The sequence below is a fragment of the Ktedonosporobacter rubrisoli genome (assembly GCF_004208415.1).
In the GTDB taxonomy this organism is placed as follows: Bacteria; Chloroflexota; Ktedonobacteria; order Ktedonobacterales; family Ktedonobacteraceae; genus Ktedonosporobacter; species Ktedonosporobacter rubrisoli.
Map to the genome: position 1 here is coordinate 685,966 of NZ_CP035758.1, position 25,143 is coordinate 711,108.

Here is a 25,143-nt window from a genome sequence, read left to right on the forward strand (position 1 = left end):
GAATAGAGGTTTGAATATGTTTTTAGCGGTATCGCAACTGACGAAAAGTTATCAGACGGAGATTGTCACAACCGTCCTCAAAGGCGTGGATATACAGCTGGGAAAAGGGCAAATCTGCGTCATATTAGGGCCTTCGGGGTCGGGTAAATCAACTCTTATGAATATCATTGGCGGCGTGGACAGGGCAAGCAGCGGCACAGTCGAGATTGATGGTCAGCGCATCACTGATTTAAATGATGATCAACTTGTGGAATATCGCCGGGAAAGCGTCGGATTCGTATTCCAGTTCTACAATCTTGTGCCCAATCTTACAGTAGCCGAAAATATTGAGGTGGTGTCGAACATCAGCAAGCGGCCGCATAAGGTTGACGATGTGCTTTCCGCCGTAGGGCTGGCCGACAAGAAAAACCGCTTCCCGCGGCAGCTTTCCGGCGGCGAACAGCAGCGTGTGTCCATCGCCCGCGCCATCGTCAAAAATCCCAAGCTGCTGCTCTGTGACGAGCCAACCGGTGCGCTGGACTTCTATACATCCCGAGATGTTCTGTCACTGCTTCAACAAGTGAATCGGCAATTCGGCACAACGATTCTGATGATCACCCACAACAGCGCCATCTCAGGCATGGCAAATACCGTTTACAGGCTTAGAAGCGGTGAGATAGCGGAAGTTATCCATAATTCCGAGCTTGTCCCAGCAGAAAGGATTGTGTGGTAATGGCGCTACGAAAACGCGTATGGCGAATACTTATGGAAAACAAGGGCAGATTTATCGGCATCATCGTGCTGATTCTTATCGGGAGTTTCTACTTTACCACGGTTACAGGAGTGGCTGGCAGCCTGGAAGGACTGGTGGTGAACTATGCCAACACAAACATGCAGGAAGACCTGACGTTTTCCACAGACAGGGCCATTAAGGATATTCCGACGCTGGAAAAGGAATCCAACGCGCTTATTGAAGCTTACCAGCAACAAGATGTCAAACTGTCGGATGGACAAAGTGAACTCCGGCTTCTCACGCCTACTTCCAAAATCAATATCCCGGCGGTAATGTCAGGCAAGGGGCTTGAAAATCCAGGAGACATTTTGCTCGACCCCTCTTTTTTGCAGAAGCATGGCCTGGCTGTAGGCGGTCAAATTGAGCTAAATGGCAAAACCTTCCATATTACGGGCACAATGGCGCTGCCCAATTATATATATATCATCAAAAACCTTTATGATGTGCTACCGACCACCGGTTTCGGCATTGGCCTTGTTTCCAACGCAGATATGAAGATGTTCTCTGGGACGGCCAATGAAGCGGTTACGGTCTATGGGGCGCGCTTTACGAATAGAGAAGATATCGACATCCAAAACACGAAGTTGCACAGCCTTTTAACGGAAAAAGGCTACAGTCTTTCCGAATGGCTTGACGCTAAAAATAACAAGCGCATAAGTATGCCTCGGGCCAATATTGACAGTATGCAGACTATGAGCCTTCCCGTATCGATAGCTTTTTTCCTGCTGAGCTGCCTCATCGTTGGCGTGATGATTCTGCGCATGGTGAAGTCCGACAGTGTAGTGATTGGTACGCTGTACGCGCAGGGCTACCGCCGCCGGGAACTAACACAGCATTATATAGCGATCCCGGTTCTACTCTCCATCGCTGGCAGCCTTCTCGGAATACTGCTTGCGCTGCCGTGTGTAAAGCTTGTGTTAGATTCCATGATTGCCAGCTACATTCTGCCCAACGTCAGCGTTGCCTTCTCGCCGTTAAATCTGGCGCTTGCTCTGCTGCTGCCCCTGGCTTTTATCAGTGTGGCGAGCTTCTTTTCCATACGCAACGTACTCAAAAAAAGCGCAGTCGAACTTATGAAGGGCGACGAACAAAAAGCCAAGGTGAATATTATTGAGCGCTCGCTCCGTCTTGATCGCTATAGTTTCAATACCAAATTTCAGATACGCGAGCAAGTGCGCAGCATACCGCGTCTGCTCTTCCTTATGCTGGGAGTGAGTGCCGCGTCGATGGTCCTGCTGTATGGTTTTACCTTCAACTCCTCGATGGAACTGGCGATGAACCAGGGCGCAGTAGCGAGATACAACTATGCCATAGAATACAACTTCAAGGAGGTGCAGAACCTACAGAAGCTACCTGTTCCCGCTGGCGCTGAACCGTACAACTCGTTTCGTGCCTACCCCAAGGGCAGAGAAGCAATTCAGTTCTATCTGATAGGTATGAAGCCAGATTCCGTTGGTTTTAAGATAAAAGGTCTGGGGGGCGCTAAACTGTCAAGGAATCAGGTAAACATCACCTCGCCGCTGGCCCAACGGCTTGGGATTACAGTTGGGGATACGCTCACTTTTGTAAACAAGCTGGATGGAAAATCATACAGCTTGAAAATCGATGGGATCGTCGAAGCCTACGGAGAGCAAGAGATGTACATGCCCTTTGATGCGTTTAACCGCATGACGGGTCAAGCTCCTGGAAGCTATCGCACTGTGCTGAGCAACCATGTGCTCCATTATGATGAAAGGCTGCTTGCCGGCATTATGGATGCTCGGAACCCCAAGGCATTTGAAGATATGAACACGACCACAACATTGATCATGGCGGCCACAACGATTGTCGCCGCGCTTATGGCGGTTGTCATTATCTTCATTGTCACGTCGCTGATCATTGACGAGAACCGCAATACCATCTCCCTGCTCAAGATATTCGGCTACCACCGAAGGGAGGTAGCGAAGCTGATTCTCAACAGTTCAACTCCGATAGTGTTTATAGGCTTTTGGTTGGGACTACTGCTTATGTTGGTCTTCGGGAATTACCTGTTCGGGTACATCGCGGATTCGATTAACATGCTGATACCTATGAGTTTGAACCCACTCTATATCCTGATAAGCTTACTATCGATCTTTGTGGTGTATGAGATCACTAAGTGGTTTTGCGGCCAAAAGCTCACGAACATATCCATGAGTGAGGCGCTGAAATCGGGTTCGGAGTGATATTGGTCACTGTATGAGAGACAGGTTCAGGATTGCATAAACGCCCTGAACCTGTCAGTTTTATCTCCATAGGTGGGCTATGCGGCAAATGCCACGATTTTGACCGCCGAGACTGGTATTCAGAACCCGCTTGCTTCATCCGACCCAAACATGATCATCAAAATTGAGTCAGAGCCGTTTTTTGTCCCGTCCATCAAGGGTTATGAACGAGTGAAGCTTACCGGGAGCTCTTGCAGGCCTCGGAAGGTAAGGCTTCCTTCCCATTTCAATTCTGGCGTCTCTATGCGCATCTCAGGGAAACGGGCTAGCAGCGTATTAAAGGCGATTTCCAGTTCCAGACGCGCCAAGGGAGATCCAAGGCAGAAATGAATACCCTGCCCGAACGAGAGCATCTTGTGCTCGTTACGACGCAGATCGAGGCAATCAGGATTGGGGAATTGCTCTGGATCATGGTTGGCCGCACCCAGGCATGTGATTACTTCGTCTCCTGCCTGAATACGCTTGCCGCCAATCTCTAGATCTTCCTGCGCGATACGCGCTGTACGCTGAACCGGCCCATCATAGCGCAAGAGCTCTTGCACGGCGGCCGTGATCAGCGCAGGATGTTTTTGCAAATCCTGCAATTGATCCGGATATTGATGAAGAGCAGCCAAGCCATTACCGATGGCGTCAATCGTGGTCCCGTGCCCTGCTGCCAGCAGGAGAAGGCAGTTAGAAATGATCTCCTCCTCGCTGAGCGTTTCCCCCTGCTCTTCAGCCACAAGCAAAGCCTGAATGAGATCATCCTGCGGATGCCCGCGCCTGAGTGCAATGAGCTGACGGAAATAGTCAAGAAAGTCTGCCACCTTAAAAAAGATCTGTTGCATATCCTGGGGCGTCTTGATTGCGCCATCGATGAGCTCGCCAAAGGCAACAGTACCTTGAGCGAATTGTTCTCGGTCCTCGGGAGGAACACCAAGCATCTGGGCGATAACGATGGAAGGCAGCGGGAAGGCAAAATCGCTCAACACTTCCATGCGACCCTTCCCCTGCACTTCGTCTAGAAGCTGATCGACGATCTCTTGAATTTGCGCACGCATCGCCTCGATGCGGCGTGGCGTAAAGGCTTTGCTCACCAGCCCGCGCAGCCGTGTATGATCAGGCGGATTGAGGAAAAGTATTTGCCGCGCAATGATACTGGTAATCTCTTCGCCCTTCTCCCGTAGTGGCTCGGGTAAATTGTAGTTTTCCGCCGACATGCGGCCCGCCGAAAGCCGTGGATCTCGCAATGCCTCCATGACATCGGCATATCTGGTGAGTACCCAGGCATTTGCCTCTTGATCCCAGTGCACAGGGTCGCTCTCGCGTAATTGCCGATAGAGCGGGTAAGGATTAGAGAGATAGGGTGGTTGTAAGGCATTTTTCATGCTCAAGGAGGTTGCCTTATCCATAGACATCGCTTGTATCTCCTTCTGGGAAACGCTGATTAGTAGCTAGTTGACAATAATAATCCTGCTTCACCGATATCGATACCACATGTGAGCGAAGCGCTACTCCCGCCTAAAAATGCTTCAAGGTTTCGTGAGCAACTCTTGTTTGCTCGGCATTGCTCATCACTAGCTTGTTACATAGATGACTCCGAGGAACTGCTTTGCGCGCTTGTCAGGAGAGCTGCCGGTAAACCATGGCCCAGCAGAGAAAGAACATGGCGGGCCATCTCCTCCGGCCCCGGTTCATCATGCTCAATCCACCACATTGCGCTCTGCATGAGAAGGCCCACAATTAAGTGAGCAAGCAAAGATAGATCTGTAAAAGGCAAGGGCTCTCGTTTCGCCTGTTCCTGTAGAGTGGGCAGAACGAGATCTATGAGCCATTCTTGCGCATCAAAGGTCTCGGGATCAGTAATGTATGTCCCGGCCCCTGAATAGATGAGAGCGACCATATCTCGGTGCTCGTAAGCGGCGCGAAAGATAATAGATGTAATAATCGGAATAACTGGTTGGTGAGGCTGATCAGCGAGCACGGCTTCAATCCGCTCACCAAGGGCATCGAAGGCCTCATGTACTAAGGCCGCAAAGAGATCTTCTTTATCACGGAAGTGCAGGTAAAAGGTTCCCATGGCCACATCCGCAATCTGGGTAATCTCGCTCACCGTCGCATCCTGATAGCCGCGGGCAAGAAAGACTTCGCGCGCAGCTGCAAGCAAGTTTGCCCGCACTTGTGCCCGTCTTCTGGCTACGCGACCCTGATTTGTACTTTGCTCCTGCTCTAAGTGCTTCTTCATATATTTGATAGTAAATCAAAATTGAGAGTTTGTCAATATTGAGATGGTCCCAATTTCAAGAAACTCTCAATTTTAAGACAAAGCGTGGATAGAGCGACGGCCAGGGCTATTTACTTCTTAAGCAAAGACGCGGGCAAGAATTGTCGGTTATTCCTCTTTCATTTTGTTCATAAAAACCACAGCAGCAACGACCATAATGACAACCGCATATCCTATCACCCAGAGTAAATCGGGAAAAATAGCGGCGTAATTCCCCGCCAGAGCTGCTCTACCTACCCTGGTAGCATGCACAAAAGGCAGTGCCTCGGCAACAGCTTTAAATGCCCCACCGACGAGATCGATCTTAAACCAGGCGTCGGAGAGCCAGGCGCTCAGATTGATCAGCAATGCCCCACATACTCCTCCAACCTGTTTATCGGTGAACAGGCTGCCGCAAAGCAGACCTATACCAATAAACATAAGCGCAGCTGGAAGCAAGACGATCACAGCAAGCAAGGCATTGAGGTCGGCTTTTAGTCCCAGAAAGAAGGCACAGACAAAGCAGATGGCCACCTGTACGGCTGCTATAGGCAGGAGTGGGAGCGTATAGCCAAAGATGAAATTTTCTGCGGTCAGCGGTGAGGTGAATAAGCGCAGCAGAAAAGAACCTGTTCGATCCTTTGCAATCAGCAGTCCGGAAAACAGTGAAATGAAAGAAAGACCAAAAACCGCTGCGCCTGGTACCAGCGACTTTATCTCGAACAACTTGACTGGAATATTTGCCTGAATGGCTGACAAAAGCAGGAGCAGAATGATAGGAAAGCTTAGGCCGAAAGCAAGGTTAAGTTTATCTCTGAGAATTTCTTTGGTATTTCGGGAAGCAAAGAACATCGTTTTCATCGCCTAATATCTCCTTCTCCGGCAAGCTTGATAAAGGCATCTTCAAAATGCGTGGTTTGGGCCCGGCTGATCAGTTCCTGTGCGGTGCCGATGGCTGTAAGTTCTCCCTTTGCCATGATGCCAACTTTGTCAGAGAGGCTTTCGGCCTCCTCAAGATAGTGTGTGGTCAAGATGATCGTCATGCTGCCTTTCAACTTTTCAATCATCTTCCACAGGTCGCGCCTGGCCAGAACATCAAGGCCAAGTGTCGGCTCATCAAGAAAAAGAATCTGTGGGGCGGAAATCAGGGCCATGGCAATACTGAGCCTCCTCTGCCAGCCGCCCGATAAGGCTTTTGCCTGTTTGCCGGCAATATCAGCAAAGCCAAAGGTAGAAATGCACTCAGTCGCCTTTTGCCTGGCTTCCTTACGCGTGCTTCCATGAATGCCTGCCATCAGTTCGAGATTTTCCCAAACACTGAGATTTGGCGCCACTGCGGTTTCCTGTGGGGAAACATTGATACTTGCCTTGACTTTCAGTGCGTCGGATACCACGCTGTGACCGAGCAGCCATGCGTCTCCACTTGTAGGTTTTGCCAGACAGGAGAGCATTTTGATGGTTGTGGATTTTCCTGCTCCGTTGACACCCAGGAGAGCAAATAACTCTCCTTGTTCGATTTCCAGATTGAGTGAACTAACGGCGATTTTGCCCTTATATTTTTTCGTCAGTTGTTTGGTACGTATAGCAATCATTAGGTATCTTCTTTCTGGGGCTCTCAGCAAGCTAGCTTTCTTCCTGTTCTTTCAATGAGTCCAGAATGTATGCGGCAAATTCCACAAGCCCCGTACTTTTGGTGATCGCGAGTCCTTGTGCCTCGTCACCTAGTATTACCAGGCTATCTCCAGCGTGGATATCAAAAAGCTCTCTGGCTTTTATGGGAATCACGATTTGCCCACGTTCGCCCACTTTGACAACGCCAAAAATGTGCTTTCCTTTCGGGGGCATCAGGGCACCGCCATGCTCATCCTCATGGTTGACCAGTTGATCCAGGCTGACATGATAGATTTCTGCCAACTGCATGGCATTGGCGAGATCGGGGACAGTCTCTCCGCTTTCCCATTTTGCGACTGCCTGCCGCGAAACACTGATTTTGTCTGCCACCTCTTCCTGCGAATAGCCATGTCTCTTTCGCAAGGAACGTAAATTCCTACTTATCATATTCTTCCTACCTCCCGCTGGTATTTTATCCCTTACGTTGCAAGAGGTCTACCAACCGATCATGACAGGAAATGTTAAGTTTAGTTGCGTAGGGAAAGCATTGATTTGCTTTTTCTGAAATATGGCTTTTCCAGCCAAGCGGGTAGGCTTCTTGTCAGGGCGTCTATTGATGAGCATATTCCCAGCTTGATATACAAGGCTGGCTTTGCGGAAACCTGTTACCTATAGAGGATTAGAGGATTGAGGAAAAATGAAGCGGCTCCCATCGAGCGCTGCAGACGAAGAGCCAATAAGATTCAATCGAGAAAAGTTTCTTCAATCAGGAAAATGGAGTTGCATGCTTTCCACTTTCCCCAAAAAAGAGTTGAGCTGGCGGCAAAGTTGCCAGCCAGCACACTGCTTAGGCCCGAGAGGCATAGCCACGGCGCCCGTAGGCCACCAGGGCACAGATAAGCGCAAGGATCAAGGGCATCAAAGCCGTCAGGCCGCCTCCACCCACGAGTGTATAGCCTGCCGCCACCACCATTTCCAGAGCCAGCGCCCAGCCAGCCAGCGGAGTCAGCTCGCGCCGAATGCGGGTGAGCCCTGGCAGGATCAGCCCTAGCGCTCCGGCCACCTCACATAGGCCGATGAAACGCACAAACAGCCCTGGCATTTTGATGGGCATCTGCGCCAGCAAGACATCGACCGGCGTGCTCAATTTCATAACTCCCACCATCAGAAATACTACGGCGAGTAGCACCTGCACCGTCCATAGAAGAATGCTCATTCCTCTGCTCATTGTTCCCTGCTGGCTGCTACTGATAACCTGGTTCATCTTGGCGCTCCTTCCTGCTTCTCCGTAAACTATTTTTCTTTTTTCGTGTTCTCTTTCTACATTACTTTTCTTTTTCCCTCACCCAAAACCGGTTATCAGTAGCTTACCTTCTTCTTAATCCAGCCATCTAGCGGACTTCCACCCTCTTGAAGTCACCTTGTCTGCTCTCAGGCCAGTTTCTCCGTAGCTGCGTGATAGTCCCTTGTGCTTGCTAACATCAGGCGCTTAGCCAGCTTGCTTACCATGGAGCTGACAAAGATAGGCATAATTCGTAGGCAGCGAGCTGAGCAATTCCCTTTGCTGCTCCTTGATCTTCTCGAAGAGCGGAGAAGCTCCCTCAGCTGACGCATTTCGGTAGGTGAGCAGGGGTAACGGATGGTCAGGCAGAAACCCTAAGCCAGCAAAAATACAATAGTAATTACTATTGGTCCAGAAGTTCCTGAACTCTGCCTCAAAATTTCCATAATACGTGCTCTCATCAACCACGGGGAGGTTCACAGGCATGCCCACCCGATACATGGCTATCTTCTCTCGGATGTTCTCCGAGAGCGTCAGTTCCTTGTTCGCCTTCCAGAAAGACGTATCGCTGCGCGGCGAGAAGTAAAAGTGTGCCTGGATGAAGTCACGACAGTCATCAAACATCGTTTCGATCTCTCGATTATAGCGCTCAAGCAGGATAGGATCAAAGCGATTGTCTGGGAAATGCTTGACCAGCTGATAGAGGGCAGCAGTGATAAAGTAGATGCCCGTTGATTCTAGCGGTTCCAAGAAGCACGAAGATAGGCCAATGCTCACACAGTTCTTGACCCACGCTCGTCGATTGCGCCCCACGCGAAACCTAACATGATTGAGCTCAGCCTCCTCAGGCTTCAAGTTCCAGAGCTGACAGAAGTCCTTCGTCGCCTGATCCTGGCTGACAAACCTGCTGGAGTAGACATATCCACTGCCAAAACGGGTGGGCATAGGAATCTTCCAGGCCCAGCCTGCGCGCATGGCAATAGCAGAGGTATAGGGCTCAATCCCTTTGGTCTCGTCATCGTGAGGAATCGCAGTCGCAACGGCTCGGTCACAGAGGAGAAAGTCGCTCATGTCCAGGAAAGGTTCTCGCATCGCTTGATTGATAAGCAAACCACGGAACCCTGAGCAGTCCATGAAGAGATCCCCTTCGAGAAGCAGGCCAGACTTCGTTCGCAAGGCCGTGATAAAGCCACGCTCATCGAGGAGCGCTTCAGTCATTTCTTCCTCTCGATGCTGCACATTCAATTTCCGTATTGCAAAGTCCTTCAAGAAGTCTGCAACGCGCTGGGCATCGAAGTGCCAGGCGTAGTTAGTCCAGGGTTTCCCATCTTGCCCACACGGAGCAAGATTGGCATCGAGGGCTGGTGGTTCCTTGTAACAGGCGTAGTCGAATGCTTCAGTGGTTTGATCTCGGTATTTGCGCGCAAACCAGTAATGCGAGAGAGGAAGCCGCTCGTACTCAGGAAGCTGGCCAAAGATGTGGTAGAAGGCATCGTACGAGTTTCCCCAGCGGCGCGGATGTGCTTCGCCACTGCCGCTGGTGCGCCAGTTGATAAACTTGATTCCCATTTTGAAGCTTGCGTTACACGCTCGCATCCATTCATCTTCGCGGAGACCAAGAGAAGCAAAAAAAGTTTTGTGCAGATTTGGTATCGTGGCTTCGCCAACACCAATCCTGGGAATGGATGGGGCCTCTACTACGGTGATCGCTACCGACCCTTCTAAATTTTTAGCAAGGTAACAGGCTGACATCCATCCCGCTGTGCCACCACCAAGAATAACTACGTGCTTGATATGATATTCCACTAGTCACTCCTATTCAGAAGAAAAGCCTTGTTTGCCTTCAGCTGCGGCTGGCTTGATAATCCCCGCCTGGCGAGGTCTGCAATCCGCGAGAACACTTTTGCCTAAAATCTGGCGAGATAGGCCTGCGCAATAGCTGAGGCTTTATCGGCTTCCGTTCCCTGCACGCCCCTGGCAAGCTCGCGGCAGTAGGCGATCTCCTCGCGCTTGACAGCCAGATAGGAGGTGCACAAGAGCTGACCCAGAGCCTCGCACAACACCGTATCTTGTTCAAGCGCCGCAAGCGCAGCATCCAAGGAGACAGGCAGGCGGCGGATGCCCCTGCGGCGGCGTTCCTCTTCGCTTCCCTCGGCAGGGTCGTACTGTACCGGGTCCGCTACTTCAAGCTGGCGCAGCATCCCCTCCAGTCCTGCGGCAAGCACTCCCCCAAGAGCCAGATACGGATTGGCGCTATGATCCGCGCAGCGCAGCTCTAGATTCAGTGAGGCGCTTTCCTTGCCCCAGAAGGTGGAAGGCACCCGAATGGCGGCTTCGCGATTATCATAGCCCCAGATGGTGTAGGCAGAGCTCCAGGACTGGGGCTGCAAGCGGTGATAGGAGTTGACGCTGGCACAGGTCAGGGCCAGCAGCCCCTCCAAATGCTCCAGCACTCCGGCAATGAATGAGCGACCCGCCTGGCTCAACTGCCCGGTGCTCTGAGGATCGTAAAACACATTTGTAGACTCCCCCGCAGACTGCTGCCAGACGCTGATGTGAATATGTGCGCCACTGCCCCCAGCGTTCCAGGCAGGAAAGGGTTTGGGGGCAAAGCTGGCAAGGAGATGCTGGGTAGTGGCCCGCGCGCGCACCAGCTCACGGAACTGACAGATATGATCAGCCGCCCACAAGGCCTCTTGCGGCGAGGTAGCAATCTCTATTTGACCGGGGCCATACTCGCCAAAGCAGAGGCAAGGTTCCAATCCCTGGCTCTCAAGGTCCGCAAGCAAGGCCGAGAGGAAGTCGGCGTGGGCATACAGGCGGTCTGGACTTGCCAGCAAACTGTTATCGGCTGGCAGGAAGGAGCCATCAGGCTGCTGACGCAGGAGCAGAAATTCATGCTCGACGCCAATTTGCACTCGTAAACCATGCTCCTGGAAACGCTGCAGCACGCGTTTGAGGAAGGAACGCGGACACGCGGCCCAGGGCTGGCCCTCAAGATCACAGAGATCACTCATCAGACAGGCCATACCCTCAAAGGCCGGAATAAGGCACAGCGTGTCGAGGTCAAGCTGTTGACGAAACTCGCCCACCGCTCCCAGCTCAGGCAAGCTCACGGGAATATCAAAAGGGGTTAAGGCCTGCTGTGCCAGCGTCCAGCCAATTCCTGTGTGGAGACGATCCTCCAGAAAGCGCGCTGGAAAGGCCTTCGTGCGAATGACCCCTCCATTATCGACAAACAAGCCAAGAAACATTCTGGCTTGTTCACGTTGTTGCTGTATATCCATACAAGATCCTTTCACTGCTAGCTGAGCCAGCGTGCCAGTATCAAGGCGGGGCAATGCTTTGGGAAAAAGAGAAAAAGCATTGGCCGCATAACAGATGCCATTGGGCCAGGCAGCAAGAAACTTCAAGGGGTGTTCATAACAAACGAGAGGTTACTCAGACCACATCACTCAATGCTTCTTTCATGCTCTGGGGCAAGCTTCATACGTCTATGCAGTAATAATATAAATCTTTCACTTTCACCATATTTGATCACCTTTTAGATGCTATTTTTAGTATATTCTTTACTATTTTTAGTGTCAACGCTTTGACAGAATTACTACAAAACTGCGACATTTCTTCTTATACTTATGAGACACACATAGAGCTTTTTTAACAGAGCAACAAGAGAACATTTGCCTATTTCTCTTCATAGTCATAACGCCAGATATGAAGCGCGAGCATCTCGCGTGTTCGCACATGCTCTGCCTGACACAGCAAGCATTCGAGCGAAGCATTTTCCTTGAGCATTAAGGCAATACATGTTCCTCCCTGAAGTTAAACCGGCAAAAGAATGTCCTTTAGCTATTATCATGAGGAGCACTTTACAAACATTTTAGGTATTCGTATCCTATTTCTCTACTTCTTCAGTCCATCTATGATATAGTATAGTGGAGAGTTTTTATTTTCATCACAGATGAAGAGATAGGAAAGCCAGATATGTCAGCTACATCACATCTCGGCAAAGTCTTGAAGATATTCTACTCGTATGCGCGGCCTGATAAGAAACTACGAGATGAATTAGCTAAGCATTTGAGCGGCCTACAGCGGCAGGGGCTGATCGCAGGCTGGTACGACGGAGAGATCATAGCTGGAAGCGAGCGAGATACAGAGCTTAAAAAATATCTCAAATTGTCTGATATCATTCTTCTCCTGATCAGCCCTGATTTTGTCGCATCAGACTATTGCTATTGTACGGAAATGGACCAGGCATTGGAGAGACATAAGCGAGGAGAAGCCTACGTTATTCCTATTTTGCTTCGACCAACAGCTCTTAAAGGGCTCCCCTTTGCTTTCTTGCAATTATTGCCACCGAATGGCAAGCCTGTTACCAGGAGCAAGGATAAAGATGCCGCATTTTTAAAGATCACAGAAGCTCTTAGAAACGTCATAGACGAGATCGGCGCAAAATTGCCATCTGAGCCCGCCCCTCCAGGACGAACGCAGGCAGCGTCATCCTACTGGAAAGTTCCCTATCCCCGCAATGACTTCTTTATCGGACGTGATTCCGTCCTGGAGCAGCTACACACAACATTTCTAGCGCGCAAGACGGGAGTCGTTGTTCAGACTTTGAATGGATTGGGAGGAATCGGGAAAACGCAAATTGCCCTCGAATATGTCTATCGTTATACGCAAACATATCAGGCAATCTTCTGGGTAGCAGCTGATCCACAAGGAGACCTGCTTGCTGATTTTGTGAGCATTGCCCAATTTTTACAGCTGCCAGAGAAAGATGAGCCGGATCAGGGTATCATCGTTGAGGCGATTAAACAATGGTTCCAGCAACACGAAGGATGGCTACTGCTATTTGACAATGTGGAGGATATAACTGCTGTCAATGCCTTTCGCCCGTCCGCGGGCCAGGGGCATATTCTCATCACCACCCGTGCACAGGCGACTGGGACCATTGCAACTCCTTGCGAGGTAGAACCAATGGATCTACAAGAGGGTGCACAATTTCTGTTGCGACGCGCGAAGCGCCTTCCTGCGGATCTGCCACTTGAGCAGGTGGAGAACCAGGAAAGAATTGCCGCAGGGGAGATCTCTCAACTCTTCGGCGGCCATCCTCTCGCGCTCGATCAGGCAGGAGCTTATGTGGAAGAAACGGGACAGCACCTCGCGGACTACCTCGATCTGTACCAGCACCGGCACGCAGCATTGTTAAGCCACAGGGGCGACACCAGTACAGATCATCCTGAATCGGTAATGATGACCTTCTCGCTGGCCCTTGAAAGCGTTGAACGCACGAGATCGGATGCTGCCGAATTGCTGCGCTTCTGCGCTTTTTTGCACCCGGATGCACTCCCTGAGGAGTTGCTTACCGCAGGTGCTCTCTCCTTTGAGCCCCGTCATCAGAGAATTGCCCATGATCCCTTTGAGCTAAATGCTGCCCTCTCGGTGCTGCGCAAATACTCGCTGATTAAGCGCAACCCTGCGACAAAAACCGTGAGCGTCCACCGCCTGGTGCAAGAAGTGCTCAAAAATAGCATGGAGCAAGAACAGCAGCGACAACGGGCCGAGTCTGTGGTACGAACGCTGGGCCGCGCATTTCCTGATGGCGAGCCTGCTTCGTGGCCTATCTGTCAGCGTTATTTACCGCATGCCAGGATAGGCATACAGCTGCTTGAATTTTGGCAAATGCGTTTCGTCGAGGCCGTTCAGCTGCTCAATCGCGTCGGATACTATCTGTATAAACGCGCTGAATATGTTGAAGCCCAGTTGCACTTCGAACACGCCCTGAAATTGCTAGCAGAAGAAGAGGAACCACTGCTCACCGCTCAAATTCTTAGCAATCTCGGAGTTGTGCAGCTTCTTCTGGCTCACTATCCACAGGCTGAACTTTCTCTGAAAAGGGCCTTACGTCTGCGCGAGCAACAGTTAGAGCCAACCCACGTCGAGCTAGCCCAAAATCTTAACGAGCTGGCCGGAGTCTATCATAATCAGGGGCAATTGAGCAGGGCAGAACCGCTGTATCAGCAGGCGCTCACCATTCAAGAACAAGCATTGGGAATGGAAGATCCTGCGACGGTTCGTACCCTCAGCAATCTAGCCTTATTAAACTATAGTCAGAAGAAGTATGCCGAGGCTGAAGTGGTCAATAAAAGAGTGCTGGCAATCCGAGAAAAGCAGCTTGGCGCAAAGCATGTAGATACCGGTCGGAGCTTGCTTAATCTTGCATATGTCTACTACCGACAGCAAAGATATACCGAGGCTGATCCTCTGTTCAGGCGCGCCCTGGCCATCTACCAGGAGGCTTACGGCCCGGAACATCCTCAGACGATGATAGCATTGAACGGCCTGGGACTGCTCTACACTGCGCTCAAACGCTACGATGAAGCCGAATCGCTTTTCCAGCAGATCTTGACGCGCTGGGAGGAAGCCTACGGTCCACAGTATCCCAGGATCGCGGGCGTACTCAATGCGCAGGCAACAATTTCTTTGCATAAAGAACTGCCCGATGAAGCCGAATCCTTGTTAAGGCGAGCTTTGCAGATTTGGGAACAAAAATCCTGGTTGGAAGAGCTCGACTTTATTGCCAGTTTCAAGCAAACAGCTCGCGTTTACGAGCGTCAAGAAAAATATGTGCAAGCCGAAGCGCTCTACAAGTTGGTCATTACGCTCCTCCAGCGCGACCGGGGCGAAGCCCATCAAGAGGTTGCTACGGCCCAAGAGGAATATACCTCTTTTCTACACAGAAGAAGAGGCAATTCCACAAATGAGGACAGTAATACTGGCTAATGGATGCTCTCCTGAGACAATTTCTTGAGATATTCCATAACCACATCTGTCGTCGCCTTGATTTTTAAACGGCAATGCGTCGTTTCGGTAGTGGCAAAAGAGCCAGTTTCACTGAGCTTATTGGCCGGGGAGCCTCCACCGCAAAAGACGAAATAGTCGCATGTCTCTCTGCACATGCTGACTCCACGCTGTACCTCGGCGTTGATGTCCTGAAACGTTGGATGGGAGAGCATATCCTCCAGCCGGTTTTGAGAAACGTTGCCAAAGAGAAAGTGTGAATAACGCGGATGGCTAAGCGTGAGCAGTTCAGGGGAGAGAGTAGAGATGTTGCCATCGCAATCAAAGCTGATCACCGCAAGCGGCGTATTGGCCTGAGAGCGAACCTGGTGCTCCGCAGTGGTGATACGCTCGATAAGCTCATCTATCTCACGTATAAAGGGCGGCTGCTGACAGGCTTCCCTCAATTCAAGTATGCGGCGCAGAAAGGCGCGGTAGTTCTCCAGGTCGTTCCCGGCGTTGAGCGGTATCTCTTGCACCATTCCTAAAGCCTCTTCAAGCAGAAAAGAAACAGACCTGATGCCGCGTTCAAGAAGGAACTGCCAGAGAAGGTCTGGATAAGGTAGCGTCTCTCTTGTGAGAACCAGGAGGACGGTTGGAAAGATGCCGTTGGCTTGCAAGAGATCAATATTACGCACAATACGTGCAAACGTTCCTCGCCCCTCGCGATCCACGCGATGGGCATCGTGAAGAGATTGTGGCCCATCTAAACTGATACTAACACCTATCTGATGGGTATTGATAAAATCACACCAGCGTTGCGTAATGTGCATGCCGTTGGTCTGAAAGACGAAGGTGACAGGTATGTGGCATGGATTATGCTGCTCTACGAGCTGAAAGGCTTCTTCATAGAAGCGTATAGGCATCGTCATTGGCTCGCCAGCATGCCAGACAATCCTTACGTGATCTGCAAGCAATGACGAAGAAAAAATAGCCTGGAAGATGAGGGACAATGTGTTACGGCTCATGCGTCGTTGAGCCTGACGATGAGGCAAGTAACAATAATCACAATCCATATTACAGAATGATGTTGGCTGGAGAATGAATTCCTGAGTTGTGAGACCGAGCTGACGTGCTGACATAATGAAAGTCCGCTCCTCCTAGTCTTTCTCAGCCTGCTTTCCTGCGCACGGAGACTGCTCCCAGGTCAGCCAATCTCGTCGGCGGTAGGCAGGTTGAATAGGCCCTGGTGTTCCCGCAGAAGCAGCGCGAATCTCTTCCCTTGAAGAGAGTGAAGTAGCTTCTGGGTCGCTGATAGAGAGGGGTATGTCAATGCCAAGTTGTCGTCTGAGATGTAAAACACTGTCAATCAGGCTGGGGAAACGGTCAGTTGGTGTGGAAACAATTAATTGATGTGGAAACATTTGAGGTTCCTTCCTTACTATATGTGCTGATTGATGGTAGAGAAACTGATCTAAACATACTGCGTACGCGCGGAGGCATTAATCCTAAGCGCAGTGAGATCAGGCAAGCGGGACGAGTGAGCTCACTCGTGAGCAAAGCAAAAAGCCAGAGTGATGCTGTATCACTCTGGGCATAAGATGTGATAAGGCTTGGAGAAGATAGTACGATACTCTGCTTTAGAGGAGAAATGAAACGGAGCCTGGAGACAGCTAGAAATGGGGGCATCCTCCACTCCCACCAACCAACCGCAGTCAACCCCAACAACATTCTTATATGTCTATATATAAATATTTCTACCTGGGGGGGTGGGTCAATGCAGAAACTGCTCGCATATTTACATTACGGTTAATGCCGCCTGCTTCCTGTCTGTACTCGCTCGTCATCAGTCTGGCAGCTTCAGGAAACACGCAAAAATAGCGAACAAATGTTCGTTCCCCATTGGAAGCAGAGGAAGGGCGTGGCACATAGGAGATTTTGTCAACATGAGTATCAGCGCCGCTCACCTTGATCCTCTCATCGCTCCAGCCATTGATAGTTCTATAACGAGAATGCGTCGCCCTATCGATCGACACATTTCGATTTATTTGCCTCGGGCAGCTCATTTGACAGCCTGGAAACGTCTCGTCAGAGCCACTCATCAGACAAGAAAACCCCTCTCTCGTATTTCTGCGTGCTTAAACAACCTTACAAGTACAGGATACCATAGAAAATCCTCCTATACCAGAGCCTTATAGAGGTATTTGCAATAAAAAGGAACATCTCGGTGGGTTATCTATACAAAAAACACTCTTCAGCGGCTTGAGAGTGTCAAGCCAGATAAAAGTGCGAGATCTTGGCCTGGCGGTAATCAAAGCAACAAGGCAAGCCAGGGCGCTGACAGGAAGTGGTCTCTTAGATGTTCTTCCTGTCAGCGCCCCTTTATCATTATTGCAGGCTCGTTATATCTCGCTCATATTGAGAGGGAGTGCCAGCTCAGCCCTGCTTCAGCAGCTTGATGGCAGGCGCAAGCCGCTCCAGTCCCTCAACTCCCTGGGGCTCAAACTGGATAATGACATGCTTCACACCCTCGTTAGCAAATTCGCGCAAACTCTGAGCAATCTGCTCAGGCGTGCCCGAAATAGCATTTTTATTCTCACCCTTCTCGTCGTCTTTTAGCAAACTCATCACAATGCCAGCAGTCAATTCAACCTCATTGGGATCGCGTCCCACCTCTTTGCAGGCGGCCAGCAATTGTGCATAGGGCTCCTTAACCTGCTCTGCCGAGGTATGCCAGTGCGTATTCCAGGCATCGGCATAACGAGCGACAAGGCGCGTCATGCGGGGCTTACGCGAGCCGATCATGATACGTGGTCCCTTTGGCGAGGGTCCCTGCGGTTTCGACACACAGTTTGAAAGTTGATAGTAGCGCCCCTCAAAGTCTACCTTGCCTTCACGCAGCAGAGAAGTGATGATCTGGAGAGCTTCCTCAAAGCGACTGAAGAGATGATCAAATGGGAAACCAAAGGCCTCGTATTCTGGTTGGTGCCAGCCTGCCCCAAGACCCAGGATAAAACGGCCATTGCTGATCTCATCCATAGTTGCAGCCATGCGAGCCAGCAGGGCTGGAGAACGAAAAGAAGTGCAGGCCACCAGCGTACCAAGCTGAATGTTAGTGCTCAAAGGGGCCAGGGCCGCCAGGGCCGTCATGACCTCCCAGCAACCTGCCTCTTCGTCGCCAAAGCGGTAGAGCAGATGGTCGGGCAGCCAATAGGAATCCAGACCTATCTCTTCGGCAACTTTTACCGTCTCTTGCAAATCGCGAAAGGATGGCGTTTTGCCCTGAAAAGAATATTCAAAGGTTGAACAGATTACGCCAACCTTCAGCGGTTGTTCTGGTGTATGCATTCTCTTCTCCTGACGTTTACTAAATAGTAAGCACTACATGCTTTGTCCCACTTCGCCGAAAGAGCTGATATAGAAGCCAATGAAGATCAAATGAAATTGGGGATTGATACAAGGGAAATGACTATCAAAAACCCTGTACTACTTCCTGATATGGGCCCTCTAGCCAGCTTTATTCTTCGACTAAGGACTGATTCTCAATTTCCGGACGCGCTCTTATTGTGTCACAGCCTACTAAGCCCTGGCAACTAGAGGCGCGGCTTCCGTAATAGCCCTACTTTTCCCTTTGGGGCAAATAATGTAAACTCAGATTGATTTCTCAGTTGGTGTGAGCTTTGCACTTTACGAAGTCGTATATCTAGATAAGTAACTCTGATAGATCCATTTAGAAATATATCTATCCAGAATTATCAAAGAGAACTCGCATCATCCCGGCATATACCTTCAGTTATCCCTAAAAAAGATCAGTTTTTACCCATCTACCGGCGAAGAACATAGCCTTGTTATGCGCCTGGGGTCTACCCAGAATGCAAACCGTTTCTTCAATACAAGCATTTCAGCCAATGCGTGAGCGTTCTATGGCTGAAGAAGGAGATGGACTTTATGAAGTTCTCTAAAAAGGTGTTGTTACCAGTAATTATGGTACTCGCCACCTTGCTCGCTGCCTGCGGTAGTAGTAGTACTAGTGGAGGAACTCAAACGAGCACGCAGGCCGCCAAAGCCCCCGACAAACAGCAGATCCTCGTCTATCCTATCGCCGGCGTCGCCGACCTGGCCACCCTCGACCCAGCGCTCGCCGAAGACGTCTATTCAAGCCAGGCTATCGGCACAATGTTTAACGGGCTGGTAACCTATAACAACAAAACGCAGATTGTGCCCGATCTTGCCAAATCCTACGATCTGAGCAAAGATGGCCTCTCGTGGACCTTCCATCTGCGCCCGGATCTCAAGTTTAGCGACGGCACTGCCCTCACCTCAGCTGATGTCGTCTATAGCATTGATCGCGCGCTGCAGCCGGCTACTAAATCTGGTTTTGCCATCAACGAACTTGGCCCCATCAAGGACGCTGACAAGCTCAATTCGGGCAAGATCAAGACAATCATCGGCGATAGCTTGCTCGCCCCGGACCCTCAGACAGTGGTCATCATTACCAGCAAAAAAGCTGCCTATCTACTGGATGCACTGACAGTCTCAGTTGGCAACGTCCTGGAAAAGAGCTTCGTCGAAAAAAATGGCACCAGCTGGACTGATCATCTCGCCGATACAGGTTCCGGCGGCAACGCTGGCCCCTGGATTCTACAGAACTACACGCGTAGCAAATCGCTCACTTTTGTTCCCAATCCCTATTATTTTGGAACAAAGCCACAGCTGAAAAAAGTTGTAATGCCTCTTTACTCACAAAAAGATACCACCTATAAGGATTATCAGGTCAATCGCGTAGATTTCTCGTTTGTGCCGACGATCAAATTAAACGATGCCAAGGCGCTGCCAAGTGGACAATATCGAACAGACCCCAGCTTGCGCCTCTCCTGGTTCGCAATGAATTACCTGGTCAAGCCCTTCGATAATATCAAGATTCGCCAGGCTTTCTCTCTTGCAGTCAATCGCGATTTGATCGCCACCAAGGTCTGGAAAGATTCTGTCACTCCTTCCTATCATATCATTCCTAATGGGACCGCTGGCTATAATCCTGACCTGACCGGCCCGGCCGGCGTCAAGAGCACGGCCGGCGATGCCACGACAGCCAAAAAACTATTTCAGGAGGGCTTGCAGGAAGAGGGCATGACAACAGCCACCATGCCTCCTATTGTCTTTGAGGTCTCTTCTCAAGGCATTCAGGATCAGCGCGACATGTACGCAGCGATACAGCAAATGTGGCAGAGTACGTTTGGTATCCCGGTGAAAGTTAACGATATCGACTTCAACAAGCTGGTTAAGGATATCACAGGAACTGTTGGCAATACCAATTTGATGGCCTTTGCCATAGGTTGGACGGGCACGCCTGATCCCCAAAACTGGATGACGAATCAGTTCGGCCCAAACTCGACAATTAACCTTGGCAACTATGGCAATAACCAATCTACTGATGCCGCCCAGCAAAAGCAGGCTCAGCAGCTGATGGAGCAGGCTGATGCCGAGGTGGCCAGTCCTGAGCAGCGTGCAAAGCTCTATGACCAGGCGGAACAACAATTGGTCAATGATGTGGCCTGGCTCACGCTCTATCAGGTTAAGACTGTCTATGTGGTCAAGCCGTGTGTTGCTAACTGGCCGCACAACCCCTTTGGACAAGCGGGCATTGCTTATCAGCCTGATTGGGCCAACATCTATATCACGAATGCAGGGCCGTGCGCAAACACTGCCGACTATCAATAAAGTGCTGCCAGGCTCTCACCTCATTTCAGAGAGCCAAAGAACGATCTGCCTTCCTCAGACGTGAAGAGGGCAGATCAAGTAAGCAGCTTACCAATCAAGAAGCCTCGCCCTCAGCCACCTAGCGGTCGGTGAGGCTTCTTCTCAGTGCATAGCTACTGATTGCCAAGGATAACGCTTGGATCATCTGTAGGGATTGCCTTGCTCGGTGGCGTAATGGTGACCGGCTCGTTAAACTTGCTCAAATCCATAATTGTATTCAGATCAACCTTTACATCTTCAGGGGTTGCCTTGCTACCCTGGCTGACATTTCCCTCCATGTTCAACTTCAGTTGTGTGCGATGCAGATAGTACTGGCTGTTATCAATCCATACATCGACGGTTGCCAGAAACGATTTGGCATTGTTAATTACCGTATCAATATTCTGCTGGCCAAAGGTTTTACGCAACTGGGGATTGCTGGAGAGAAGTTCACGCAAGGCTTCCTTATCAAGATTGGCAGTGATATGGCGCAGCTTCTGCCCGTTGAGATCCTGATCACCATGATCGGTAATACTTGCGTGCAGCAACAAGCCTAGCAGATCGGTGGGATTAAAGTTCTCTCCCGAGAAGTAGTTGCCCACGGAGTTAGTGAATTCGCTTTTATTGAAGACGTACCATTGACCCTGGGCATTCTGTACATAAACCTTATCCCCTTGCAAAATCTCTGTGAGCTTTGTATCCTGGTTCAAGGTGAGATCTAGCTTTTCCTGGTCCGGTAAGGCTTGATCGCCGCTGCCAGTGACATTCATAGAGAAATTGCTGGGACCAGAGGTAGTACTTGCCGACGCGCCATTCATCTCTACCTTATTGGTGGCTTGTATATCTACATGTGACGATTTGAGATTCTTCATGGCATTGATACTATTCTGCACTACCTGCACTAACGAAAGGGGATTTTCGCTATTTAATGGGCTACAGGCGCTTAATACTACCATTAAGCACAGTGTTAAAAAAAGTGGGATGATGTATGTTTTACGTAGGATCATAGTAACTCCTTATGATCATTTATATCATCATGTATATAAGGTAAGATAATCCTATAAGTGATACGTATGAACCTGCTATATCAGTTTCTAGAGCTCCAAGATCTTATACCGGAGCACTTTCCTGGCAAATTATGTTTGACAGGCAGGGCAGCTATCAGTTATACTATTAACCCAGACGTGTATAATAAAAAATCTTACTAGAAAAGGACCAGAGCTCTATCTATGCCAGTCGAGATGGCCGGAGATAATCCTGACGCGGGTAGCGTCCAGGGTGGGATTCTGTCCATTTTAAGGGATAGATGAGTTAACAACACAAGGAAGTACACAAAGGCTGTGGGCGCTGACCTGTCACGCTCGCAGCCTTTGTGCATTTTCCGGTTTGTTTTCTCAGCTAAATTTCTCGACTGGAGTCTCTCACGATGCTGCATAAGCTTCTAGCTATACACCGTGCCTCTCAATCTCGTCTGCGCTACACACATTTCTTGACAATTTTGGTGATCTATGTTGGCCTTGGCTTTCATGTTGGTGTCTGGGCAGTTCTGCTGGCCGATCTCACGAATGCGCTCAAGCTCTCGCCCGCGTTACTGGGTATTGCGCTGGCCAGCCAATCTGGTTCAGGTATTCTCTTGTTGGCTTCTGGTAGCTTCCTGGCCGATCGTTTCAGCCGACGTCTCATTCTGCTCCTGGGTCCTGGTGGATTATGCCTCTATTTCGGGGCGCTTTCTCTTGTTTCAAACTATCCTCTGCTCTGCCTGGTAATGCTTATTGGCGGCCTATGCACGAGTTGCTACGATCTGGCGGCCAATACGCTGGGTGGCGATTATGAACGACTTTACGCGCACAAAACCATGACGCTCTTCCATGCTGGCTTTAGTGCCGGGGCCGCACTGGGAGCGTTAGCCAGCGCATTAGCTTTGACGCTGGGAATGAACTTTCGCAGCATCTATCTCGCCACAGGAATAATATTTGCCCTGCTGACAGTGGCGGCTTGCTGCTTTCCGCTCCCGACGCTATCCCATAAGAAGCCTATGGCCATAAATCAGCAGCACAAGCCCATATCTTCTCCCTCAACTATTGCCCTGCTCTGCACACCCCTGGTGGCACTGGCGATCTCGCTGGTCTGCCTGGCCTTCTTTACAGATGGTGCTATCGAAGGCTATTCCTCGCTCTATCTGCGCAATCTGCTCGGCTCTGGAGCCTTGCTGGGAGGAATCGGGATCGCTATCTTTCACTTTACCGGCTTACTTGGGCGCCTGGTCAGCACGGCCTTGCTACGTAACTATGGAGAGCGGCTGGTGATTACTGTCTCTGGCCTTTGTGCCGGTACAGGTCTCTTGCTCGCGCTTTCTACGACAAATTCCTTATTAGCTGTAAGTGGGCTCCTTCTCGTTGGCCTGGGACAATCTCCCGTTGTCCCCACAGCCTTTTCGCTGGCAGCGCAGTCAGGCTCACAGCAAGGAGCCCGCGCCGTAGCACTCGTGACGGCCCTGGGCTATTCGGTTTTCCTGATCAGTCCGCTGCTGATTGGCACGCTTGCCACATTTTTTTCTTTACGTCTGGCTCTTGTGCTCACTATCGTTACCTCTATTGGTATCGTGCTGGTAGCCAGGAAATTGCCGCCCAGCAGACGATTTCAGGCGCAAATTATAGATAACGACGGAGAAGATATTACCTGTTAAGACCAGGTGGCCTTATGAAATTTGTCTAAAGTGGCTCTTTTCTCAGGGCCACTTTAGTGTAATATGGGGAAGTATTTATGTGGGCCGAGCACAAAGCTTTCGCCTACACGCAGAGCAGGTTATGCGATTCTGTCTGCTCAGCACAGACATGCTCCCGGAGCTCGGCGAGCTGAAGGAAAGTACCGCAGCCTTCTCTGCGCTAACCGCCGATATTTTAGCATTTAAAATAAAGATGAGGTTTAGCATTATGTATTATCGTTTGCAGGTTAATCCACGAATCATAGAACGCTACCCAACTTACAGCGCACTCATCCTCTATGCTGAAGGTCTGGAAAATAGAGCGAGCACGCCCCATAGTACTGAGCTGTTACGGAGCGCCGAACGCCATTGCCGCGCCACGCTTGCGCCGGCCACACTGGCCGAGCAACCGCATATCGCCGCCTGGCGTGAGGCTTACCGCAGCTTTGGGGCTAAAGCAAAGAAATATCCTTGCTCAGTTGAAGCTCTGCTCTCCCGTACGCTCAAGGGCCAGGATTTGCCAGCCATCAACGAGCTTGTCGATATTTATAACGCGATCAGCCTGCAGCATCTTTTGCCAGTTGGCGGCGAGGATTGGACTCAGCTCAGTAGTGAACTTGTGCTGACTATCGCCACGGGCAAAGAGCCTTTCCTGGTTATGCAGGAAGGCCAGGAGACGGTGACGTATCCCGAGCCGGGTGAGATTATCTGGGCTGACAGTACTGGCATAACCTGCCGGCGCTGGAACTGGCGCCAGGGCCGCCGAACCCAGATGACAACCAGGACACGCGCAGCCTATTTTGTCCTGGATCGCCTTGCCCCATACTCAGTAGCGCAGCTGCAGGCGGCTGGCGAGGATCTAACACGCCATATTCTTGAGGTATGCCCACAAGCCACAGTGAGCTCAGAACTGCTGGGAGCGCAAGCCTGACGCGCTTCAATCTAGTGCAGAACTGAGAAGGGTGCGCTATTTTCCTGAATACTCGCTGGCGATCTGCCAGCATGTTACAATATGACAGGAGCGCCTCAGCCAGCTCAGCAGGGGCATTCTCTACTATCAAGTATGAAACGCCTGCAAGTAGGCAGGAGAGAAAGTCAGGAGAGTATGTTAGAGCTTCAGTTTCGCCTTGCCACCCTTACAGACCTGGAGCAACTATTAGATTTCATTCAGCAATTCTACGCGATCGATCACTACGCCTTCGATGAGGCCATCTTGCGCAAATCGCTGGGCGATCTGCTCACAGATCCCTCGCTAGGCCGCGTCTGGCTGATCTATGATGGCACAGCTGCAATTGGCTATGCAGTAGTCACCCTTGGTTATAGCCTTGAATTTCATGGCCGGAACGCCTTCCTCGACGAGCTCTTTTTCGTTGAGGCATATCGCGGCAAGGGTCTGGGCACAAAAACGCTGCAGTTCCTCTTTGCTGAGTGCCAACGCCTGGGTATTCATGCCTTGCATCTGGAAGTGGAGCACACAAATAAAGCCGGACAGGCCCTCTACCAGAAACTTGGTTTCAAGGCGCACGCAACCCGCTATCTGATGACCCGCTGGCTAGAGGCATAAAGCCTGACAGAATATCCCTGGGCATGGTCGCGACTGGCCAAATTATGCTCAGGGTCTTTGTGTGCACGGCAAATATTTTACCTGAGCATCTCACCTCCTTGCGCAAGCACAGCCAGAATATAGGGCTGACATTTTTATCGCCAAGAATCCCACTAAGGCAACGATGGTCCAGCAGCACAATAAGAAGAGCGGCCATTCCTCGTTGAGCG

The 25,143-nt window shown here is 50.6% G+C and carries 19 protein-coding genes; 7 read left to right on the forward strand and 12 right to left on the reverse strand.

All coding sequences use genetic code 11. The annotated features are described in order from the left end of the window. Positions 1-16 precede the first annotated feature (16 nt). Positions 17-712, forward strand: a complete 696-nt coding sequence (locus EPA93_RS03040; RefSeq protein ID WP_129885621.1) for an ABC transporter ATP-binding protein — start codon at positions 17-19, stop codon at positions 710-712. Beyond that, positions 712-2,976 carry an ABC transporter permease gene (locus tag EPA93_RS03045; protein ID WP_129885622.1) on the forward strand — a complete coding sequence of 755 codons (2,265 nt, stop codon included), beginning with the start codon at positions 712-714 and terminating at the stop codon, positions 2,974-2,976. Before EPA93_RS03040 ends, EPA93_RS03045 begins: the two co-directional genes overlap by 1 nt. Positions 2,977-3,176: 200 nt before the next feature. Here the strand turns inward: EPA93_RS03045 and EPA93_RS03050 are convergent, their stop codons facing one another. From EPA93_RS03050 to EPA93_RS03085, 8 genes are all read right to left on the reverse strand, one after another. Further along, complete coding sequence (locus EPA93_RS03050; RefSeq protein WP_129885623.1) at positions 3,177-4,412, reverse strand: cytochrome P450; 1,236 nt, start codon at positions 4,410-4,412, stop codon at positions 3,177-3,179. 167 nt (positions 4,413-4,579) lie between these two features. Further along, a complete protein-coding gene (locus EPA93_RS03055) occupies positions 4,580-5,239 on the reverse strand; it encodes a TetR/AcrR family transcriptional regulator (protein ID WP_129885624.1) in 660 nt (219 codons plus the stop codon). Between the two features lie 147 nt (positions 5,240-5,386). Further along, positions 5,387-6,118 (reverse strand): ABC transporter permease, encoded by a 732-nt coding sequence (locus tag EPA93_RS03060; RefSeq protein ID WP_129885625.1) that lies wholly within the window; start codon positions 6,116-6,118, stop codon positions 5,387-5,389. Beyond that, a complete protein-coding gene (locus tag EPA93_RS03065) occupies positions 6,115-6,849 on the reverse strand; it encodes an ABC transporter ATP-binding protein (RefSeq protein ID WP_129885626.1) in 735 nt (244 codons plus the stop codon). The genes EPA93_RS03060 and EPA93_RS03065 overlap by 4 nt, the downstream gene beginning before the upstream one ends. 31 nt (positions 6,850-6,880) lie before the next feature. After that, positions 6,881-7,315: a helix-turn-helix domain-containing protein gene (locus EPA93_RS03070; protein ID WP_129885627.1), complete on the reverse strand. Its 435-nt coding sequence runs from the start codon at positions 7,313-7,315 to the stop codon at positions 6,881-6,883. Positions 7,316-7,715: 400 nt separating this feature from the next. Continuing rightward, complete coding sequence (locus tag EPA93_RS03075) at positions 7,716-8,132, reverse strand: DoxX family protein (protein ID WP_129885628.1); 417 nt, start codon at positions 8,130-8,132, stop codon at positions 7,716-7,718. A gap of 225 nt (positions 8,133-8,357) precedes the next feature. Further along, positions 8,358-9,956 carry a tryptophan halogenase family protein gene (locus tag EPA93_RS03080; RefSeq protein ID WP_129885629.1) on the reverse strand — a complete coding sequence of 533 codons (1,599 nt, stop codon included), beginning with the start codon at positions 9,954-9,956 and terminating at the stop codon, positions 8,358-8,360. Positions 9,957-10,057: 101 nt separating this feature from the next. Continuing rightward, positions 10,058-11,437 carry a glutamine synthetase family protein gene (locus EPA93_RS03085; RefSeq protein ID WP_129885630.1) on the reverse strand — a complete coding sequence of 460 codons (1,380 nt, stop codon included), beginning with the start codon at positions 11,435-11,437 and terminating at the stop codon, positions 10,058-10,060. A gap of 697 nt (positions 11,438-12,134) precedes the next feature. Between EPA93_RS03085 and fxsT the strand changes: the two genes are divergently transcribed. Beyond that, a complete protein-coding gene (gene fxsT, locus EPA93_RS03090) occupies positions 12,135-14,933 on the forward strand; it encodes an FxSxx-COOH system tetratricopeptide repeat protein (protein WP_129885631.1) in 2,799 nt (932 codons plus the stop codon). Here the strand turns inward: fxsT and grrM are convergent. The 3 genes from grrM to EPA93_RS03105 all read right to left on the reverse strand — a co-directional run bounded on the left by grrM (position 14,930) and on the right by EPA93_RS03105 (position 18,278). Further along, positions 14,930-16,072, reverse strand: coding sequence for a cyclophane-forming radical SAM/SPASM peptide maturase GrrM/OscB (gene grrM / locus EPA93_RS03095; protein ID WP_129885632.1), 1,143 nt, complete (start codon positions 16,070-16,072; stop codon positions 14,930-14,932). The genes fxsT and grrM overlap by 4 nt on opposite strands. 18 nt (positions 16,073-16,090) lie before the next feature. Next, positions 16,091-16,354, reverse strand: a complete 264-nt coding sequence (locus EPA93_RS03100) for a hypothetical protein (RefSeq protein WP_129885633.1) — start codon at positions 16,352-16,354, stop codon at positions 16,091-16,093. A gap of 1,012 nt (positions 16,355-17,366) precedes the next feature. After that, positions 17,367-18,278: an LLM class flavin-dependent oxidoreductase gene (locus tag EPA93_RS03105; RefSeq protein ID WP_129885634.1), complete on the reverse strand. Its 912-nt coding sequence runs from the start codon at positions 18,276-18,278 to the stop codon at positions 17,367-17,369. Positions 18,279-18,878: 600 nt separating this feature from the next. Here EPA93_RS03105 and EPA93_RS03110 point away from each other — a divergent pair. Further along, positions 18,879-20,648: a peptide ABC transporter substrate-binding protein gene (locus tag EPA93_RS03110; RefSeq protein ID WP_242527310.1), complete on the forward strand. Its 1,770-nt coding sequence runs from the start codon at positions 18,879-18,881 to the stop codon at positions 20,646-20,648. A gap of 152 nt (positions 20,649-20,800) precedes the next feature. Here EPA93_RS03110 and EPA93_RS03115 read toward each other — a convergent pair whose 3' ends face one another. Continuing rightward, complete coding sequence (locus EPA93_RS03115) at positions 20,801-21,673, reverse strand: DUF6612 family protein (RefSeq protein ID WP_129885636.1); 873 nt, start codon at positions 21,671-21,673, stop codon at positions 20,801-20,803. A gap of 419 nt (positions 21,674-22,092) precedes the next feature. On the opposite strand from EPA93_RS03115, the gene EPA93_RS03120 reads away from it, so the two are divergent. The 3 genes from EPA93_RS03120 (at position 22,093) to EPA93_RS03130 (ending at position 24,934) form a co-directional block, all read left to right on the forward strand. Further along, positions 22,093-23,352, forward strand: coding sequence for an MFS transporter (locus EPA93_RS03120; RefSeq protein WP_129885637.1), 1,260 nt, complete (start codon positions 22,093-22,095; stop codon positions 23,350-23,352). A 79-nt stretch (positions 23,353-23,431) separates the two neighbouring features. Further along, positions 23,432-24,301, forward strand: coding sequence for a B3/B4 domain-containing protein (locus EPA93_RS03125; RefSeq protein ID WP_129885638.1), 870 nt, complete (start codon positions 23,432-23,434; stop codon positions 24,299-24,301). A 174-nt stretch (positions 24,302-24,475) separates the two neighbouring features. Next, complete coding sequence (locus EPA93_RS03130; protein WP_165422839.1) at positions 24,476-24,934, forward strand: GNAT family N-acetyltransferase; 459 nt, start codon at positions 24,476-24,478, stop codon at positions 24,932-24,934. The last annotated feature ends 209 nt before the right edge of the window (positions 24,935-25,143 follow it).

Bases quoted from the DNA above. Each gene is read 5' to 3' on its own strand.
- EPA93_RS03040 (WP_129885621.1), top strand. From the start codon at position 17: ATGTTTTTAGCGGTATCGCAACTGACGAAAAGTTATCAGACGGAGATT.
- EPA93_RS03045 (WP_129885622.1), top strand. From the start codon at position 712: ATGGCGCTACGAAAACGCGTATGGCGAATACTTATGGAAAACAAGGGC.
- EPA93_RS03050 (WP_129885623.1), bottom strand. From the start codon at position 4,412: ATGTCTATGGATAAGGCAACCTCCTTGAGCATGAAAAATGCCTTACAA.
- EPA93_RS03055 (WP_129885624.1), bottom strand. From the start codon at position 5,239: ATGAAGAAGCACTTAGAGCAGGAGCAAAGTACAAATCAGGGTCGCGTA.
- EPA93_RS03060 (WP_129885625.1), bottom strand. From the start codon at position 6,118: ATGAAAACGATGTTCTTTGCTTCCCGAAATACCAAAGAAATTCTCAGA.
- EPA93_RS03065 (WP_129885626.1), bottom strand. From the start codon at position 6,849: ATGATTGCTATACGTACCAAACAACTGACGAAAAAATATAAGGGCAAA.
- EPA93_RS03070 (WP_129885627.1), bottom strand. From the start codon at position 7,315: ATGATAAGTAGGAATTTACGTTCCTTGCGAAAGAGACATGGCTATTCG.
- EPA93_RS03075 (WP_129885628.1), bottom strand. From the start codon at position 8,132: ATGAACCAGGTTATCAGTAGCAGCCAGCAGGGAACAATGAGCAGAGGA.
- EPA93_RS03085 (WP_129885630.1), bottom strand. From the start codon at position 11,437: ATGGATATACAGCAACAACGTGAACAAGCCAGAATGTTTCTTGGCTTG.
- fxsT (WP_129885631.1), top strand. From the start codon at position 12,135: ATGTCAGCTACATCACATCTCGGCAAAGTCTTGAAGATATTCTACTCG.
- grrM (WP_129885632.1), bottom strand. From the start codon at position 16,072: ATGTCAGCACGTCAGCTCGGTCTCACAACTCAGGAATTCATTCTCCAG.
- EPA93_RS03100 (WP_129885633.1), bottom strand. From the start codon at position 16,354: ATGTTTCCACATCAATTAATTGTTTCCACACCAACTGACCGTTTCCCC.
- EPA93_RS03105 (WP_129885634.1), bottom strand. From the start codon at position 18,278: ATGCATACACCAGAACAACCGCTGAAGGTTGGCGTAATCTGTTCAACC.
- EPA93_RS03110 (WP_242527310.1), top strand. From the start codon at position 18,879: ATGAAGTTCTCTAAAAAGGTGTTGTTACCAGTAATTATGGTACTCGCC.
- EPA93_RS03115 (WP_129885636.1), bottom strand. From the start codon at position 21,673: ATGATCCTACGTAAAACATACATCATCCCACTTTTTTTAACACTGTGC.
- EPA93_RS03120 (WP_129885637.1), top strand. From the start codon at position 22,093: ATGCTGCATAAGCTTCTAGCTATACACCGTGCCTCTCAATCTCGTCTG.
- EPA93_RS03130 (WP_165422839.1), top strand. From the start codon at position 24,476: ATGTTAGAGCTTCAGTTTCGCCTTGCCACCCTTACAGACCTGGAGCAA.